Source organism: Tabrizicola sp. TH137, assembly GCF_002855575.1.
In the GTDB taxonomy this organism is placed as follows: domain Bacteria; phylum Pseudomonadota; class Alphaproteobacteria; order Rhodobacterales; family Rhodobacteraceae; genus Paragemmobacter.
Window position 1 is genome coordinate 219,566 of the sequence record NZ_PKRQ01000002.1, and the last position, 17,970, is coordinate 237,535.

Genomic DNA, 17,970 nt, shown 5'->3' on the forward strand with positions numbered 1-17,970 from the left:
GCCCCCCGGACCCCCCGAGGATATTTGAGAACAGATGAAGGGGCAGGTCATGCAGATCAAGGGGCGGGTGCTGTCGGTGGCATCGGAATGTGTCCCCCTGGTCAAGACGGGGGGCCTTGCCGATGTGGTGGGCGCGCTGCCCGCCGCGCTGCGGCCCTTCGGATGGGAGATGCGGGTTCTGCTGCCGGCCTATCGGCGGCTGCGCGACCATCTGGCGGCCCTGCGCCCGGTCTGGCACGAGCCGGGGCTGTGGGGCGGCGAGGGCGTGGTCTATGCGGGCGAGGTGGCGGGGGTGGATGTGCTGCTCCTTGACGCGCCGCATCTTTTTGACCGCGAGGGGGGGCCTTACAATTCCGCCGCGGGCGACTGGCCGGACAATCCGCAGCGCTTTGCCGCGCTGTCCTGGGTCGCGGCGCGGATGGCGCGCGAGGGGTTCGACGGCTGGAAGGCCGATGTGCTCCATGCCCATGACTGGCAGGCGGGGCTGGCACCGGCCTATCTGGCCTATGGCGGGTCCGGCGGCACGGGATCGGTGATCACCGTCCACAACATCGCCTTTCAGGGCTGGGCCGATGCCGGGATGATCGACGCGCTGCGCCTGCCGCGCGAGGCGTTCCATCCGGGGCAGTTGGAGTATTACGGGGGCTTGAGCAGCCTGAAGGCCGGGCTGGTGACGGCGGACCGGATCACGACCGTCTCGCCCTCTTATGCGGCCGAACTGATGCGGCCGGAATTCGGGATGGGCTTGCAGGGGGTCATCACGGCGCGGGGGGCGGTGGTGTCGGGGATCCTGAACGGGGTGGATACCGGCGTCTGGTCGCCCGAGGCGGAGCCGCTGCCCTATTCCGTGAAAGCGATGAAGGGGAAGGCCGCGAACCGCGCGGCGCTTTGTGCGGAATTCGGGATTGCCGAGCCGGAGGGGCCGCTGGCCATCGTTGTGAGCCGCCTGACCGATCAGAAGGGGATTGACCTGCTGCCTGCCGTGATCCCGGATTTCATCGCGGCCGGGGGTGGGCTGATCGTGCTGGGATCGGGCGATCCGGCGCTGGAAGCGGCGATGCGGGGGCTGGAGCAACGCTTCCCCGGCCGGGTGGCGGTGCGGATCGGCTATGACGAGGCGCTGTCGCATCGGCTGTTTGCGGGGGCGGATGCGGTGCTGGTTCCGTCGCGGTTCGAGCCTTGCGGGCTGACGCAGATGTATGGGCTGCGCTATGGGACGATCCCGGTGGTGGCCTCGGTCGGGGGGCTGGCGGATACGGTGATCCATGCCTCGCCCGCCGCGCTGGCCGCCGGGGTGGCGACGGGGGTGCAGTTCCACCCCACCGATGCCGTGGCCTTTGGTCAGGCGCTGCGGCAGTTGGTGGCGCTGCATGCCGATCCGAAGCAATGGGCGCGGGTGCAGAAGAATGCGATGGCCCATCCCGTGGGCTGGGAGACGAGTGCGGCGGAATATGCCGCGCTTTATGAGGGGCTGGCCCGGTGACACCGCAGCGCGCGCTTTTGCCGCCGCGACTGGTGGGGCATTCGGTGACGGCGGGGCGGCCCTGGCCGATGGGGGCGACCTATGACGGCGAGGGCGTCAATTTCGCCGTCTTTTCCGCCCATGCGGAGAAGGTGGAACTCTGCCTCTTCTCGCCGGACGGGCGCAAGGAACTGGCGCGGATCGCGCTGCCGGAACGGGACGGGGATATCTGGCACGGGCATGTGGGCGGGCTGGTGCCCGGCACGCTTTACGGCTTCCGCGTGCATGGGCCCTATGCGCCGGAACAGGGGCACCGGTTCAACCCCCACAAGCTGCTGATCGACCCTTATGCCCGCGCGCTGGAGGGGCGGTTGAAATGGTCGGATGCGCTGATGGGCTACAAGGTGGGCAGCCCGCGCGGGGACATGTCCTATGACACGCGCGACAGCGCCTTTGCCGTGCCGAAATCGGTGGTGGCGGATACCTCCTTCATGTGGGGGGAAGATGCGCCGCCGCGCGTGCCGCTGACCGAGACGGTGGTCTATGAGGCGCATGTGCGGGGCATGACCATGCTGCATCCCGGCGTGGAGAAAGGGGTGCGGGGGTCCTTCCTCGGCCTCGCCTCCGATGCGGTGATCGAGCATCTGGTGAAGCTGGGGGTGACGAGTGTCGAACTGCTGCCCGTGCAGGCCTTTGCGGATGAGCGGTTTCTGGTGGCCAAGGGGCTGCGCAACTATTGGGGATACCAGACCATCGCCTTCTTCGCGCCGGAGCCGCGCTATCTGACCAAGGGGCAGGTCTGGGAATTCCAGTCCATGGTGCGGCGGTTCCATGCGGCGGGGATCGAGGTGATCCTGGACGTCGTCTATAACCATTCCGGCGAGGGGGATGAGTTCGGGCCGACCCTGTCTTTCCGGGGCCTCGACAATGCCAGCTATTACCGCCTGATGCATGGCGGGCGGCATTACGTGAATGACACGGGCACGGGGAACACGCTGAACCTGACCCATCCGATGGTGCTGCGCATGGTGATGGACAGCCTGCGCCATTGGGTGGAGGTGATGCATGTGGACGGATTCCGGTTCGACCTTGCCACCGTGCTGGGGCGCGAGGCGCATGGGTTTGATCCCAGTGGCGGCTTTTTCGATGCGATCCGGCAGGACCCGGTGCTGGCGCGGGTGAAGCTGATTGCCGAGCCCTGGGATATCGGGCCGGGGGGGTATCAGCTTGGGTCCTATCCGCATCCCTTCCTGGAATGGAACGACAAGTTCCGCGATGGGGTGCGGCGCTGGTGGAAGGGCGATCCGGGGATGGCGGCGGACCTTGCCAGCCGCCTTTTGGGCAGCGCGGAGCGGTTCGACCATCACGGGCGGGCGGCGACGTCTTCGGTCAATTTCGTGACCGCGCATGACGGGTTCAATCTGGAGGATGTCGTGTCCTTCACGTTGAAGCGGAACTGGGCCAATGGCGAGGAGAACCGCGACGGGCATCACGAGAACCATTCCGACAATATGGGGGTGGAGGGGCCGTCGGAGGACCCAAAGGTGCGGGCGGCGCGCGATCTGCGCAAGCGCAACCTGCTGGCGACGCTGATGCTGGCGCAGGGGGTGCCCATGCTGCTGGCAGGCGACGAGGTCGGCCATACGCAGGGCGGCAACAACAATGCCTATGCGCAGGACAATGAGACGACCTGGATCGACTGGGCGAAGGGCGATGCGGGGCTGGCGGCTTTCGTGGCGCGGCTGGCGGCGCTGCGCCGCGCCCATCCCGTGCTGCGGCAGCGGCGGTTCCTGCATGCGAAGGAGCGGCCTTCCGACGGGGTGCCGGATGTGATCTGGCGGCGGGCGGACGGGCAGAAGCCCAGCCCGGGGGATTGGCACGATCCGGGCTTCCGCTGCCTGGGTGTGGAGCTGCGGATGGCGGCCGAAGGGGCGGATGCGGGGGAGGGGGCGATCTATGCCGTCTTCAACACGGGCGGGGAATGCGTGCTGCGCCTGCCCGATACGGCGCCGGGCTGGGAGTTGATCCTGGATACCACGCGGCCCGATCTGGAGGTCGCGCCGGGCGGGCCGGGGACCCGCGCCCCGCCGCAATCCGTGCTCGTGTTCCGGTCGGTGACGACCAAGGCCAAGATTTCCACGGGAGGAAGACCATGACGATCCGCACCATCGCCACGACACCCATCGCGGGGCAGAAGCCCGGCACGTCGGGGCTGAGGAAGAAGACCCCGGTCTTCATGGGGCATCACTATCTGGAGAATTTCGTCCAGAGCATCTTTGACGTGGTCGGCGCGCAGGGAAAGACCTTCATCCTGGGCGGCGACGGGCGCTATTTCAACGACCGGGCGGCGCAGGTCATCCTGCGGATGGCGGCGGCGAACGGGGCGGCGCGGGTGATCGTGGGGCAGGGGGCGATCCTCTCCACCCCGGCGGCGAGCCATCTGATCCGGCTGAACAAGACGGATGGCGGGATCATCATGTCGGCGTCGCATAACCCCGGCGGGCCAGAGGAGGATTTCGGGGTCAAGTTCAACATGCCCAATGGCGGGCCTGCCCCCGAAGGCGTGACCGAGGCGATGTACAAGCGCACGACCGAGATCACGGAATACCGGATCGTCGAGGCGCAGGATGTGGACCTTGGCCGCGTCGGGCGGACCTCGCTGGCGGGCATGGTGGTCGATGTGGTGGACCCGGTGGCGGATTACGCCGCGCTGATGGAGAGCCTGTTCGATTTCGGGGCGATCCGGGCGATGTTCGCGTCCGGGTTCCGGATGCGGATGGACAGCATGTGCGCGGTGACCGGGCCTTATGCGGTGGAGATACTGGAGCGGCGTCTGGGCGCGGCGCCGGGGACCTGCGTCAATGCCGTGCCGCTGCCGGATTTCGGGGGGATGCATCCCGATCCGAACCCGACCTGGGCCAAGACGCTTATGGATGAGATGTTCGGGGAGAGCGCGCCGGATTTCGGCGCGGCCTCGGATGGCGACGGGGATCGCAACATGGTGGTGGGGCGGGGGATTTACGTCTCTCCGTCCGACAGCCTTGCCGTGCTGGCGGCGAACGCGCATCTCGCGCCGGGCTATGCGAAGGGGCTGAAGGGGGTGGCGCGGTCCATGCCCACCTCGGCGGCGGCCGACCGGGTGGCGGCGGCGCTGGGCATCGGGAGTTACGAGACGCCGACGGGGTGGAAGTTCTTCGGCAACCTGCTGGATGCGGGCCGCGCGACGATCTGCGGCGAGGAAAGCTTCGGCACGGGGTCCGACCATGTGCGCGAGAAGGACGGGCTTTGGGCGGTGCTGTTGTGGCTGAACATATTGGCGGTGCGCAAGCAGACGGTGGCGGAGATTCTGGCAGAGCATTGGGCGCGGTTCGGGCGGAACTATTACAGCCGGCATGATTTCGAGGCGATTGCCAGTGACAAGGCCGATGCGATGATGGGCGCGCTGCGGGGCGCGCTTCCGGGGCTGAAGGGGCAGGCGGTGGAGGGCATGGTGATCGCGGCGGCGGATGACTTTGCCTATACCGATCCGGTGGATGGATCGGTCAGCACGAAACAGGGCGTGCGGGTGCTGTTCGAGGACGGGTCGCGTTTCGTTCTGCGCCTCTCGGGGACGGGGACGGAAGGCGCCACGCTGCGGATGTATCTGGAACGCTACGCGCCGGGGCCGGGGGGATTGGACCTTGATCCGCAGGCGGCGCTGGCCCCGGTGATCCGTGCCGCGCATGGCATCGCGCGGATCGCGGATTTCACGGGGCGCAAATCGCCCGACGTGGTGACCTGAGGCCGCGGTTTTCAAGCGGAGCGCCGCGCGAAGGGCGCGGCGCGTTCCTTTTGCCTCGCCTGCGCGGCGTTCCGCCGCGCAGGCATAGCTGGGGGCGCTTCGCCCCCCACACCCCCCGAGGATATTTGCAGACAGAAAGTGAAGGGGCGGAAATCGTCCTGCCTGTGTCGCGTTTCTGGGGGCAGGGCGCGGCGGAGGGGCGTCTGCTGCGGGAACGGGACAAGGGAGGCGGCGATGGACGAGGTTCGGCATCAGCGGGCGGGACGGGCGGCGCGGACGGCGGAGCGGTCGCGCAAGGGCGCGCGGGTCGGGCGGCCCTATATCTTGCGGAACATTCCCACCTATGACGTGCTGTCGGAAGAGAACCTGATCCGGATCGAGCGGGCGGCGGATCGGATATTGGCCGAGACGGGGATCGAGTTCCGGGATGATCCCGTCGCGCTGGACCATTGGCGGCGCGCGGGGGCGGAGGTCGAGGGGCTTTTGGTGAAGTTCCCGCCGGGGATGCTGCGCGAGGTGTTGCGGTCCGCCCCTGCGGAATTCGTGCAGCATGCGCGCAATCCGGCGCGGTCGGTGGTGATCGGGGGGAAGTCGGTCGTCTTTGCGCCGGCCTATGGCAGCCCTTTTGTCATGGACCTCGACAAGGGGCGGCGCTTCGGGACGCTGGAGGATTTCCGGAATTTCATCAAGCTGGCGCAGGCTTCGCCCAATTTCCACCATTCGGGCGGCACGATCTGCGAGCCGACGGATATCGCGGTGAACAAGCGGCATCTGGACATGGTGATGGCGCATCTGACGCTGTCGGACCGGCCCTTCATGGGATCGGTCACGGCGGAGGAGCGGGCTGAAGACAGCATCGACATGGCGCGGATCGTGTTCGGGCGGGATTTTGTCGATGGCAATTGCGTGATCCTTGGCAATGTGAACGTCAATTCGCCGCTGGTCTGGGACGGGACGATGACGCGGTCCTTGCGCGCCTATGCGCGGGCAAATCAGGCGGCGGTGGTGGTGCCCTTCATCCTTGGCGGCGCGATGGGGCCAGTGACCAATGCCGGGGCCATTGCGCAATCGCTGGCCGAGACGATGGCGGGCTGCGCGCTGACGCAGCTGGAGCGGAAGGGCGCGCCGGTGATATTCGGCAACTTCCTGTCCTCTATGAGCCTGCGGTCGGGGTCACCGACCTTTGGCACGCCGGAACCGGCGATCGGGTCCATGGTGATCGGGCAGCTTTGCCGCCGGTTGAACCTGCCGTTGCGCTGTTCGGGGAATTTCACCACCTCGAAACTGCCGGATGGGCAGGCGATGATGGAAGGGACGATGTCCATGCTGGCCGCCGTACAGTGCGGGGCGAATTTCATCCTGCATTCGGCGGGGTTCCTGGATGGGCTTCTGTCCATGTCCTATGAGAAGTTCATGCTGGATGCCGATCTTTGCGGCGCGCTTCATTCCTATCTCGACGGGGTGAAGATCGACGACGACCAATTGGCGGTGGAGGCCTTTGCCGAGGTGGGGCCGGGCAACCATTTCTTCGGCTGTTCCCATACGATGGCGCATTACGAGACGGCCTTCTGGGACAGCGAGTTGTCGGACAACGAACCCTTCGAGAAATGGGAGGCGGCGGGGGCGACGGATGCCGCGACCCGCGCCAACCGGGCCTGGAAGCAGCGGCTGGCGGAGTATGAGGCGCCGCCGATGGAGGCGGGGATGCGCGAGGCGCTGGAGGCGTTCGTCGCCCGGAAGAAGGTCGAGATGGCCGATATGTGGTATTAGGACCGCAGGCCGGTCTCTTCCAGAAGGCCCATGCGCTTGGCTTCGTAATAATAGCCCCGGCGATACCACATATGGGCGCGGTCATGGTTGCCGCGCGCCACGAGCCAGGCGCCGCGCAGGTATTTGCCCGCATAGATCATGTTGGTTTCGGCATCCAGAAGTTCGGACGGGTGGCCGCGAAAGCCCATGGTCTGGGCCGTTTGCGGGTGGATCTGCATCAGCCCGTAATAGGGGCCGTTGCGGGCGGCGGGGTTGTAGCCGCTTTCGCGGCGGACGGTTTCATGGATCAGGCTTTCGGGAATGTCATAGACGCGGGCGTATTTGCGGATCAGGCGGTTGATCTCTTCCGGGCCTTGCGCGCCGCGCGAGGGGGGCTCTTCCCGCCGGCCGCCGCCGCAGGCGGCAAGGGCTGCGGGCAGGGCGAGGAGGAGGAGATGGCGGCGCTGGATGGACATGGTGACGACCCCGGAAGACAGGCTTTGTCAGGGTGATAGCGGGCGCAGGCGCGGGCGGGAAGGGCAGGCCCGGGTGGCGGGCGGAACTTCGCGCGGGGCTAAGACCTTTGGCGCGCTTGGCGGGGGGGGCGGGCGCTGTTAGCGTGACGATGGGGGAACAGGAGGTTCCGATGGATGGAGCGCAGCGCAGGTTGGCCACGGCCCTGATCGTGGATGACCATCCGCTGTTCTGCGACGCCCTGTCCATGACGCTGCGGGCGGTGGCGGGGATCGAGGGGATCGAGACGGCGGACCGGCTGGAAACGGCGCTGGCGCGGCTGGACATCTCGCCCTTGCCGGATGTGGTGGTGCTCGACTTGAACCTGCCGGATGTGAACGGGCTGGATGGGTTGATCCGGTTGCGCGCGACGGCGGGGGAGGTGCCGGTGGTGGTGGTATCCTCGCTGGCCGACAACCGGGTGATCGGGGCGGCGCTGCGGGCGGGGGCGGTGGGATTCGTGCCGAAACATTCGCGGCGCGAGGTGTTCAAGGCGGCCTTCGATGCGATCCGGGCGGGCGAGGGGTTCGTGCCCGAGGGGTTCGTGCCGCAGGCCGATCCGAATGCGCCGGCAAGCCAGCGGGAAGAGGCGATCGCGCGGCTGTCCCTGCTGACGCGGCAGCAGGCGAAGATTCTGCAACTGATCTGCGAGGGGATGCTGAACAAGCAGATCGCCTATGAGCTGACCATCGCGGAGACGACGGTGAAGGCCCATGTGACCGCGATCATGCGCAAGCTGGGCGTGCAGAGCCGGACACAGGCGGTGCTGATCGCGCAGGAGGCCAGTTTCGACCGCCTGATGCCGGAGAATATCTGACCGCGACCCGTGCGGCGGCCTGCTGCGGGGACGCAGATGCCCAAGGCGGGGCTTGCCGGGGCGGGGGGGCGGGGCTAGCCTTCCCCCCATCCGACGCGTTTGGGAGGACGCGATGAACCAGCCGAGGGAGGATTTTCCCGTGCCATCCGGCAGGGACGCGGCCCTTGTGGCGCGCGCCTCCGTTCCCGTGGACATGCCCCATCCGCTGCGCCATCTGGAAGAGGCGCTGGGGCCGGGGCCTTTCGCGCTGGTGATCCTGTTCGTGTCGCCGGATGCCGATCTTGACGCGCTGGCGCTGCGGCTGCCGGGGCGGTTCGGCGGGGCGCCGGTCATCGGCTGTTCCACGGCGGGGGAGATTTCGGGGGCGGGCTATACCGAGGGCGAGATTGTCGCCGTGGCGCTGCCGGCTGCGCATTTCGCGGCTGATGTGCTGCTGATTCCCGATCTTTCGGTGCTGGAGCGTGAGGCGCTGATCGGGCAGTTGATCCGGTCGCGGCAGGGGCTGGCGCGGGCAAGGCCGGACTGGGAGGGGGAGTTTGCCTTCCTGATGGTGGATGGCCTGTCGGTGCGCGAGGACGAGCTGGCGGCGGCACTGGCCTCGGGCCTTGGCCCGGTGCCCCTGTTCGGGGGGTCGGCGGGGGACGGGACGCGGTTCCGTGCGACCTATGTGCTGCATGAGGGGCAGGCCTTGCAGAATGCCGCCGTGCTGGCGCTGATCCGGACGGAGTGCCGGGTGAAGGTCTTCAGCCTGGACCATCTGACGCCGACCGAGGCGCGGATGGTGGTGACCGGGGCCGATCCGGCGCGGCGGATCGTGCATCGGATCAATGCCGAACCCGCCGCGCAGGAATATGCGCGGCTTCTGGGCAAGGACCCCGCACAGTTGACGTCATTCACCTTTGCCGCCCATCCGGTGGTGGTGCGGATCGGCGGCAAGCATCACGTGCGGGCGATCCGCGAGGTGGGCGAAGGCGGCGACCTGATCTTCTTTTCCGCCATTGACGAGGGCGTGGTTCTGACCCTGGCCGATCCGCAGGACATGGTGGCGCATCTGGCGGAGCGGATGGCGGAGCTTTCGGCGCGCGGGGCGCCGGTCGCGATCCTGGCCTGCGACTGCATCCTGCGGCGGATGGAGGCGCAGGAGAAGCAACGCTCGGGCGCCGTGTCGGCCCTTCTGCGCGAGAACGGGGTGGTGGGGTTTTCCACCTATGGCGAGCAGTTCAACGCCATGCATGTGAACCAGACGATGACGGGGGTGGCGATCTATCCGCCCGAGAGGGCCGGATGATCGAGACGCTGATCAACCCCGCCGATCCGCCCGAACGGCAGACGCAGAAACTGCTGGCCATCGCGCAGGTGCTGATGCGGCGGGTGGAGCAGATCACCGATGACAGCGGCGCGGCCTATGCGCAGTTCCAGCGCGCGGCCTTGCTGGAGGATCAGGTGCGGGAACGCACCCGCGATCTGGAACGGGCGTTGGACCTGTTGAATGACAGCAATGCGCGGCTGGCCGAGGCGAACCGCGCGACCGAGGCGGCGCGGCAGAACCTTGCCAATGCAATCGAGACGATCCAGGAGGGGTTCGCCCTCTTTGATGCCGATGATGTGCTGGTGATGTGCAATTCCCGCTTCGGGATGCATATGCTGGACCTGCGTGATCATCTGAAGCCGGGGCTGACCTTCGGCGATTACGTGGACAGGGTCAGCCGGTCGCGGTTCCTGGAACTGCCGCCGGGCGAGACGCCCGAGGATTGGGCCGTGGCACGGCGGCGGCGGCATCAGGAGCGGCATGTCATCTTCAATGTCCGCATGGTCTGGGATCGCTGGGTGCAGGTCAGCGAACATCGCACGGCGGATGGCGGGACGGTGATCCTGCAAACCGATGTGACCGAGATCATCCGGCTGGAACGATCCGAGCGCGGCAAGATGCTGGACGATCAGGCGCGGGTGATCCGCGCCACGCTGGACCATATCAGCCAGGGCGTCTGCATCTTCGATGCCGAGGCGCGGCTGGTGGGGTGGAACCAGCGTCTGGGGCAATTGCTGACCGTGCCGATGGCGCGGTTCCGGATGGGAGTGAGTTTCGACGCCATCCTTGACCGGTTCCGTCCCGATCTGGCCTTTGGCGAGGGGATGACCGAGGCGCGGCTGGGCGATTGGGTGGCAGGGCGCGACGGGCGCGGGGCGATCCGCTTTGAGCTGCGGCGGGGCCCCGACATGATCATGGATGTCTTTGCCCAAGGGATGCCGGATGGCGGCTTTGTGATGTCCTTCACCGATGTCACCGCCGAACGCGCGGCCATCGAGGCGTTGAGCCGCGCGAACGAGACGCTGGAGGCGCGGGTGATGGAGCGCACGCTGGAACTGGAGGATGCGCTGGCCCATGCCGAGCGCGCCAATGCCAGCCGGTCGCGTTTCGTGGCGGCGGCGAGCCATGACCTGTTGCAGCCGCTGAGTGCGGCGAAGCTCTTCATCTCGTCTGTGCCGGAAGAGGGTTTGGCGGCGGAGGCGCGGGCGGCGCTGGACAAGGCGCAGAATGCGCTTTTGTCGGTGGAGGGGATTCTTGGCGCGCTGCTGGATATCTCGAAACTCGAAAGCGGGCGGGCGGCGGTGTCGGTGGGGCCGGTGCCGCTGGAGCGGCTGCTGGTGCAGTTGAACGATGAATTCGGGGCGATTGCGGCGGCCAAGGGATTGCGCCTGACAGTGGTGCCGTCGCGGCGGGTGGTGCTGTCGGATGCGGCCTATCTGCGGCGCATCCTTCAGAACCTGATCGGCAATGCGATCCGCTATACCGACCGGGGGCGCGTGCTGGTGGGCGTGCGGCGGCGCGGCGGGATGGTGCGGATCGAGGTGCGCGATACCGGGCCGGGGATACCGGAAGAGGAACAGGACAACATCTTCAAGGAATTCCACCGCCTGAACGCCCGCGCCTCGGCCAGCGAGGGGATGGGGCTGGGGCTGGCCATCGTCGAACGCGCCTGCGCCCTGCTGGGCCATCCCCTTGGCCTGACATCCGAGATCGGGCGGGGGACCTGTTTCATGGTGCAGGTGCCGCTGTCGGACGGGGTGGCGCTGGTCGAAGGGCCGCGCCCGGTGCCAAGCCCGCGCCCGTCGATGCAGAACCGCATCGTCTTTCTGGTGGAAAACGACGGCGATCTGCGGCGGGCGATGGGCCTGTTGCTGGAGAAATGGGGGGTGAGCGTGCTGGACGCCCCTTCGGGCGAAGAGGCGCTGGAGCTGATCGAGGAGTTGGGCATCCTGCCCGACTGCTTTATCGTGGATTTCAACTTGGGCGAGGGGATGGACGGGTTGCGCTTTGCAGCCGAGGTGCAGGCGCGGCACGGGGCGGTGCCGGCGCGGATCGTGACCGCCGACCGCCGGCCAGAGTTGCGCGCGGCCTGTGCCGAGGCGGGGGTCGGGCTGATGATGAAGCCGCTGGATGCGCGCGCTCTCGAATCCTTCATCGCGGGGTTACCTGCGGCGGGTTAGACTGGCGGCGCTGCGATCCCTACGACCAATGTTCCATATCGGGCGGCGCGGCTGCCGCTTAATCTGCCGGGCAAGTGAGGGGACCAACATGAAGCTGAGCGATTTTCGAGAGATCAAGGCCGATCCGGCAACCGTCTGGGCTGCCCTGCTGAACCCGGATGTGCTGAAGGAATGCGTGCCGGGCTGTGAAAGCATGTCGGGCAGCGTGGCCGACGGATTCGAGGCCACGGTGACCCAGAAGGTCGGCCCGGTGAAGGCCACCTTCAAGGGCGCGGTCAGCTTTTCCGAGATCGTCGAAGGAAAGAGCCTGAAGATTTCGGGTGAAGGCAAGGGCGGGCCTGCCGGTTTCGCCAAGGGCGGCGCGGCGGTGAGCCTTGAGCCGATGGAGGGCGGTACGCGGCTTTCCTATGATGTGGAGGCGGCGGTGGGCGGCAAGATCGCCCAGCTTGGCAGCCGCATCATCGACGGTTTCGCCAAGAAGATGGCCGATGACTTCTTCACCCGCTTCCAGGAGGCCGTCGAAGGGCCGCAGGAGGACGAGGCCGCAGAGGCCGAAGGTGAGGGCGAGGGCGAAAAGAAGAAGGGCTGGTTCAAGCGGCTGATCGGCTGAACTGACCCCAACGATTACCCAGGGATGTCCAAGGGAGGATAACCATGACGAAGGTCACGATGACCGTGAACGGCAAGGCCGTCTCGGCCGAGGTGGAGGGGCGGACGCTTCTGTCCACCTTCCTGCGCGAGGGGCTTGGGCTGACCGGCACCCATGTCGGCTGCGACACCAGCCAATGTGGCGCCTGCGTGGTGCATGTGGATGGCAAGGCGGTGAAATCCTGCACCACTTTTGCCGCCGATGTGGCGGGGGCGCAGGTGAAGACGATCGAGGGGATGAACAATCCCGACGGGTCGCTGTCGGTGGTCCAGCAGGCGTTCCAGGATCATCACGGCCTGCAATGCGGCTTTTGCACGCCGGGGATGGTGATGTCTTCCGCCGCCCTTCTGGCCGAGAACCCCAAGCCGACCGAGGCCGAGATCCGGCATTATCTGGAAGGCAATATCTGCCGCTGCACGGGATACCACAACATCGTCAAGGCGGTGCTGGCCGCGTCCGGGCAGGACGCCGCCGCTCTGGCTGCCGAATAAGCGCGATTTCAGGGAGGAATTGGGATGCCGAAGGACACAGGGATCGGCGCCAGCAGCAAGCGGCGCGAGGATGTGCGCTTTCTGTCGGGGCGCGGGGTCTATACCGATGACATGGCGATGCACGGCCAGACCTATGCGGTCTTCGTGCGGTCGAACGTGGCGCATGGGCGGATCAAGTCGATCAACACCGCCAATGCCGCCGCGATGCCGGGGGTTCTGGCCATCTTCACGGGCGAGGATTTCAAGGATGTGGGGGGCAATCCGGCGGGCTGGCTGATCAACAGCCGGGACGGCACGCCGATGCGCGAACCCAAGCGCCCGGTGCTGGCCCATGGCAAGGTGCGCCATGTGGGCGATGCCTATGCCGCCGTGATTGCGGAGACCTACAATCAGGCCAAGGATGCGGCCCAGCAACTGGCCGATGACAGCGACATCGAGGAACTGCCCGCCATCGTGGACATGCGCAAGGCGGTGGCCGATGCGTCGAACCGCGTGCATGACGAGATCCCCGACAACCTCTGTTTCGACTGGGGCTGGATCGAGGATAACCGCGCGGCGGTGGATGCGGCTTTCAAGAGCGCGCCGCATATCACCACGCTGGAACTGGTGAACAACCGTCTGGTGCCGAATGCGATGGAACCGCGCGCCAGCATCGGCGAGTATTTCCCCGGCACGGGCGATTACAAGCTGACGACGACCAGCCAGAACCCGCATCTGACGCGGCTTCTGGTGGCGGCCTTCGTTCTGGGCATCCCGGAAAACAAGCTGACGGTCGTGGCCCCCGATGTGGGCGGCGGCTTTGGCTCGAAGATCTATCACTATGGCGAAGAGGCGCTGGTTCTGGCCGCCGCGCGCAAGCTGGGCCGGCCGGTGCGCTGGACGGCGGAGCGGACGGAAAGCTTCCTGACCGATGCACATGGCCGCGACCATGTGACGAAGATCGAGATGGCCAGCACGAAGGACGGCGAAATCCTCGCCATCCGGACCGAGACGCTGGCCAATGTGGGGGCGTATCTGTCGAACTTCTCGACCGCGACGCCGACCTTCCTGCATGGCACGCTGATGGCGGGGCCCTACAAGGTGCCGCATGTCTATGTGAACGTGAAGACGGTCTTCACCAACACCGCCCCCGTCGATGCCTATCGCGGCGCGGGCCGGCCGGAGGCGACGTTCTCGATCGAGCGGATCGTGGACAAGATGTGCCGCGAGCTGAACCTTGACCCGTTCGAGGTGCGGCGGAAGAACCTGATCCAACCGGACCAGTTCCCCTACACCACCCCGGTGGGCCTTGTGTATGACACGGGCAATTATCAGGCGACGCTCGACAAGCTGATCGAACTGGCCGATGTGGCGGGTTTTGAAAAGCGGGCGGCGGCGTCCAAGGCCAAGGGCAAGCTGCGCGGGATGGGGCTTTCGACCTGGATCGAGGCTTGCGGCATCGCGCCGTCGAACCTTGTCGGCGTTCTGGGCAGCCGCGTCGGCCTTTACGACGCGGCGACGGTGCGGGTGAACGCGACCGGCAATATCAGCGTCATGACCGGGGCGCATAGCCACGGGCAGGGGCATGAGACAGTCTTTGCACAGGTGGTGGCGGAAAAGCTGGGCATCCCCGAATCCTCCATCGAGATCGTGCATGGCGACACCTCGAAGATCCCCTTCGGCATGGGCTCCTACGGCTCGCGCAGCCTCGCCGTCTGCGGATCGGCGATGAGCAAGGCCGTGGACAAGATCATCGCCAAGGGCAAGAAGATCGCGGCCCATATGCTGGAAGCTTCGGAGAACGATATCGTCTTTGCCGATGGCAAGTTCAGTGTCGCAGGCACCGACAAGGCGAAGAGCTTCGGCGAAATCGCCTTCTCGGCCTATGTCCCGCACAACTATCCGCTGGAGACGCTGGAACCGGGGCTGGAGGAAACCGCCTTCTACGACCCCGCCAACTTCACCTATCCCGCCGGGGCCTATCTTTGCGAGGTGGAGGTGGACCCGGAAACGGGCAAGGTGGATATCGCCAGCTTCACCTGCGCCGATGATTTCGGCCATGTGATGAACCCGATGATCGTCGAGGGGCAGGTGCATGGCGGCGTGGGGCAGGGGATCGGGCAGGCCCTGCTGGAAAACACGTCCTATGACGAGAACGGCCAGCTTCTGACGGCGTCCTACATGGATTACGCCATGCCGCGCGCCGATGACGTGCCCTTCTACAAGGTGGACCATTCCTGCATCACGCCCTGCACGCATAACCCGCTGGGGGTGAAGGGCTGCGGCGAGGCCGGGGCCATCGGATCGCCGCCTGCGGTGGTGAATGCGGTGATCGACGCGCTGCATCGCGGTGGTCATACGCATGTCAAGCATATCGACATGCCCGTGTCTCCGGCACGGGTGTGGCAGGCGATCAACGGTTGAGGGAGGAAGGACCATGCACAACTTCGATTTCGTGAAGCCTTCCAGCATCGCCGATGCGGTCAAGGCCCTGTCGGCCGAGGGGGCGCAGGCCCTGTCGGGCGGGCAGACCCTGACGCCCACGCTGAAGCAGCGGCTGGCGGCGCCTTCGGTTCTGGTCTCGCTGACCGGGATTGCCGAGATGCAGGGCGTCTGCATGGGGGCGGATGGCCTGTCCGTAGGGGCGGCCACCACCCATGCGACCGTGGCGAAAGAGGCCGCGGCGCATTACCCGGCGCTGGCCGCGTTGGCGGGGGGAATCGGTGACCCTGCCGTCCGCAACCGTGGCACCATCGGCGGGTCCATCGCCAACAACGACCCGGCGGCCTGCTACCCGGCGGGCGTGCTGGGGTCGGGCGCGACGGTGGTGACGAACCGGCGCAAGATCGCGGCGGATGACTATTTCCAGGGCATGTTCACCACGGCGCTGGAAGAGGGTGAGATCGTCACCGGCGTCACCTTTCCGATCCCGGAAAAGGCGGCCTATGTGAAGTTCAACCAGCCCGCCAGCCGCTTTGCCCTGACCGCCGTCTTCGTGGCGAAGTTCAAGGATGGCGTGCGGGTCGCGGTGACGGGGGCGAGCAATGACGGGGTGTTCCGCTGGAGCGAGGCGGAAAAGGCGCTGTCGGGCAACTTCTCGGCGGCGGCGGTCGAGGGGCTGACGGTTTCCCCGGATGGCCTGATCGGCGACCTGCACGGGACGCCCGCCTATCGGGCGAACCTCGTGAAGGTGCTGACCAAGCGCGCGGTTGCCGCCGCGCATTGATCGGGGCAGACCCATCGGGGGGCGGCGCGGGACATCCGCGCCGCCCCTTTCCTTTGCGATAACAGCGCGCTGGCCCCCGGACTGCCTGCAAAGCAGGCGGTTTCGTCACGTCCCCGTCACCTTGGCCTTGTATCCCGCTGGTCAGGCGGATGTGACCGGACACCACAGCCTCTTGGGCTTGCCAGTCGCGAAACGCCAGATATAGTGCGCATGTCGGGGCGGGGCTCCCCGCCCTGGGTCGGTCAGGACCGCAGGATGAAGGCGGAGTCTCGGAAAGCATGGACGGCGATTTCAGGACACAGTTTGTACGCGATCCGGCGGCGCTGAAGCATTATCCTGCTTTGGTGCTGAATGCCGATTATCGCCCGCTGAGCTATTACCCCCTCAGCCTCTGGCCCTGGCAGGAGGCGATCAAGGCCGCCGTGCTGGACCGGGTGCAGATCGTGGCGGAATATGACCACACCGTCCGCAGCCAGAGGCAGGAGTTCCGGATACCCTCTGTCGTGGTGTTGAAGGAATATGTCCGACCCCAGAAGCGCGTGGCCTTCACGCGCTTCAATCTTTTTCTGAGGGACGAGTTTTCCTGCCAATATTGCGGGGCGAAGGGGGATCTGACCTTCGATCACGTCCTGCCCCGGTCGCGCGGCGGCATCACCTCTTGGGAAAACGTCGTCGCCGCCTGTTCGCCCTGCAACCTGCGGAAAGGGTCGAAGACCCTGAAACAGGCGGGGATGCATCTGATGCGCCCGCCGCGCCAGCCGACGGCGGAAGAGATGCAGTCGCATGGCCGGAAGTTCCCGCCGAACCATCTGCATGAAAGCTGGATGGATTTCCTCTACTGGGATGCAGAGCTGGAGGATTGACGGTTTCAGCCGTCATCCAGTCGTTACAAAACTGTTACAATAGCGGCGGCGCGGCATGATGCGGGCTTTCTTCGGGGGCCGCCATGCTGTCAGTCGTCTTTCCCTCTGCCCTGCAATTCGCCGCGGTCAACATGGGCGTCGCGCTGGTCTGCGGCGCGCTGATCGGGTCGGAGCGGCAGGTGCGGCAGCGGATGGCGGGGCTGCGGACCAATGCGCTGGTGGCGCTGGGGGCGGCGGCCTTTGTCGTGTTTTCGGGCCTGTTCCCCGACGAGGTCAGCCCGACGCGGGTGGCGGCACAGATCGTGTCGGGGATCGGTTTCCTGGGGGCCGGGATCATCTTCCGCGACGGGTTCAACATCCACGGTCTGAACACGGCGGCGACGCTGTGGTGTTCGGCGGCGGTCGGGATGATGGCAGGGGCCGGGGCCTGGCCCCATGCGGTGCTGCTGACGGTGCTGGTGGTCTTTGTCAATCTGGGCCTGCGTCCGCTGGTGAAATGGCTGAAACGCAAGACCAAGGCCGGGGTCCCGATCAGCCGGGCCTATCGCGTGATCCTTACCTGCCGGGGCGAGGAAGAGGCGGCGGTGCGCGCCCTGATCCTGCGCACCCTGACCATCGGCGGGCTGCATCTGTCCGAGGTTGCCATCCGCCCGGCGGAAGAGGACGTGGGGATCGACCTGTCGGCCACCGTATCCGGCGATGGGGTGACGGAAGAAATGCTGGAACTTGCCGTGCAGCGCCTGGTGGCCGAACCGGGGCTGCTGCGGGTGCGCTGGCAATCGCTGGACGAAGGGTAAGGCTGCCACCCTGACGGGCCGCGCCGGACGGTCCTGCCCGAAAACCGCGCAGGGCGCATCCCGTGGTTGCCCTGACGCGCCTCGGTGCTAGACTCGCGCGGCCTCCGGGGGTAGAAGCGGCAGCGTTAGCGCTAACAAAAGGCGCAACCCCGGG

Annotated in this window: 14 protein-coding genes; 13 read left to right on the forward strand and 1 reads right to left on the reverse strand. The window is 66.6% G+C overall.

The window, feature by feature from the left end; translation table 11 throughout:
- Positions 1-49: 49 nt before the first annotated feature.
- The 4 genes from glgA (at position 50) to C0V75_RS06455 (ending at position 7,013) form a co-directional block, all read left to right on the forward strand.
- Positions 50-1,483, forward strand: a complete 1,434-nt coding sequence (gene glgA, locus C0V75_RS06440) for a glycogen synthase GlgA (RefSeq protein ID WP_254216394.1) — start codon at positions 50-52, stop codon at positions 1,481-1,483.
- Positions 1,480-3,618 carry a glycogen debranching protein GlgX gene (glgX, locus tag C0V75_RS06445; RefSeq protein WP_256377154.1) on the forward strand — a complete coding sequence of 713 codons (2,139 nt, stop codon included), beginning with the start codon at positions 1,480-1,482 and terminating at the stop codon, positions 3,616-3,618. Before glgA ends, glgX begins: the two co-directional genes overlap by 4 nt.
- Positions 3,615-5,243 carry an alpha-D-glucose phosphate-specific phosphoglucomutase gene (locus tag C0V75_RS06450; protein WP_101920100.1) on the forward strand — a complete coding sequence of 543 codons (1,629 nt, stop codon included), beginning with the start codon at positions 3,615-3,617 and terminating at the stop codon, positions 5,241-5,243. The genes glgX and C0V75_RS06450 overlap by 4 nt, the downstream gene beginning before the upstream one ends.
- Positions 5,244-5,477: 234 nt before the next feature.
- Positions 5,478-7,013, forward strand: a complete 1,536-nt coding sequence (locus tag C0V75_RS06455; protein ID WP_101920101.1) for a trimethylamine methyltransferase family protein — start codon at positions 5,478-5,480, stop codon at positions 7,011-7,013.
- Here C0V75_RS06455 and C0V75_RS06460 read toward each other — a convergent pair.
- Complete coding sequence (locus C0V75_RS06460) at positions 7,010-7,468, reverse strand: transglycosylase SLT domain-containing protein (RefSeq protein WP_101920102.1); 459 nt, start codon at positions 7,466-7,468, stop codon at positions 7,010-7,012. The two genes, C0V75_RS06455 and C0V75_RS06460, sit on opposite strands and share 4 nt — an antisense overlap.
- A 170-nt stretch (positions 7,469-7,638) precedes the next feature.
- Here C0V75_RS06460 and C0V75_RS06465 point away from each other — a divergent pair, with 170 nt between their 5' ends.
- From C0V75_RS06465 to C0V75_RS06505, 9 genes are all read left to right on the forward strand, one after another.
- A complete protein-coding gene (locus C0V75_RS06465; protein WP_101920103.1) occupies positions 7,639-8,322 on the forward strand; it encodes a response regulator transcription factor in 684 nt (227 codons plus the stop codon).
- Between the two features lie 112 nt (positions 8,323-8,434).
- Positions 8,435-9,610: an FIST N-terminal domain-containing protein gene (locus C0V75_RS06470; protein WP_101920104.1), complete on the forward strand. Its 1,176-nt coding sequence runs from the start codon at positions 8,435-8,437 to the stop codon at positions 9,608-9,610.
- Positions 9,607-11,811: a PAS-domain containing protein gene (locus C0V75_RS06475; protein ID WP_101920105.1), complete on the forward strand. Its 2,205-nt coding sequence runs from the start codon at positions 9,607-9,609 to the stop codon at positions 11,809-11,811. Before C0V75_RS06470 ends, C0V75_RS06475 begins: the two co-directional genes overlap by 4 nt.
- An 88-nt stretch (positions 11,812-11,899) precedes the next feature.
- Positions 11,900-12,421, forward strand: coding sequence for a CoxG family protein (locus tag C0V75_RS06480; protein ID WP_101920106.1), 522 nt, complete (start codon positions 11,900-11,902; stop codon positions 12,419-12,421).
- A 44-nt stretch (positions 12,422-12,465) separates the two neighbouring features.
- A complete protein-coding gene (locus tag C0V75_RS06485; protein ID WP_101920107.1) occupies positions 12,466-12,951 on the forward strand; it encodes a (2Fe-2S)-binding protein in 486 nt (161 codons plus the stop codon).
- Between the two features lie 24 nt (positions 12,952-12,975).
- Positions 12,976-15,354, forward strand: a complete 2,379-nt coding sequence (locus C0V75_RS06490) for a xanthine dehydrogenase family protein molybdopterin-binding subunit (protein WP_101920108.1) — start codon at positions 12,976-12,978, stop codon at positions 15,352-15,354.
- A 13-nt stretch (positions 15,355-15,367) separates the two neighbouring features.
- On the forward strand, positions 15,368-16,156 hold the full coding sequence (locus tag C0V75_RS06495; RefSeq protein WP_101920109.1) for a xanthine dehydrogenase family protein subunit M: 789 nt from the start codon (positions 15,368-15,370) through the stop codon (positions 16,154-16,156).
- A 278-nt stretch (positions 16,157-16,434) separates the two neighbouring features.
- Complete coding sequence (locus C0V75_RS06500) at positions 16,435-17,019, forward strand: HNH endonuclease (protein ID WP_101920110.1); 585 nt, start codon at positions 16,435-16,437, stop codon at positions 17,017-17,019.
- An 83-nt stretch (positions 17,020-17,102) separates the two neighbouring features.
- Positions 17,103-17,816 carry an MgtC/SapB family protein gene (locus C0V75_RS06505; protein WP_101920111.1) on the forward strand — a complete coding sequence of 238 codons (714 nt, stop codon included), beginning with the start codon at positions 17,103-17,105 and terminating at the stop codon, positions 17,814-17,816.
- Positions 17,817-17,970 lie beyond the last annotated feature (154 nt).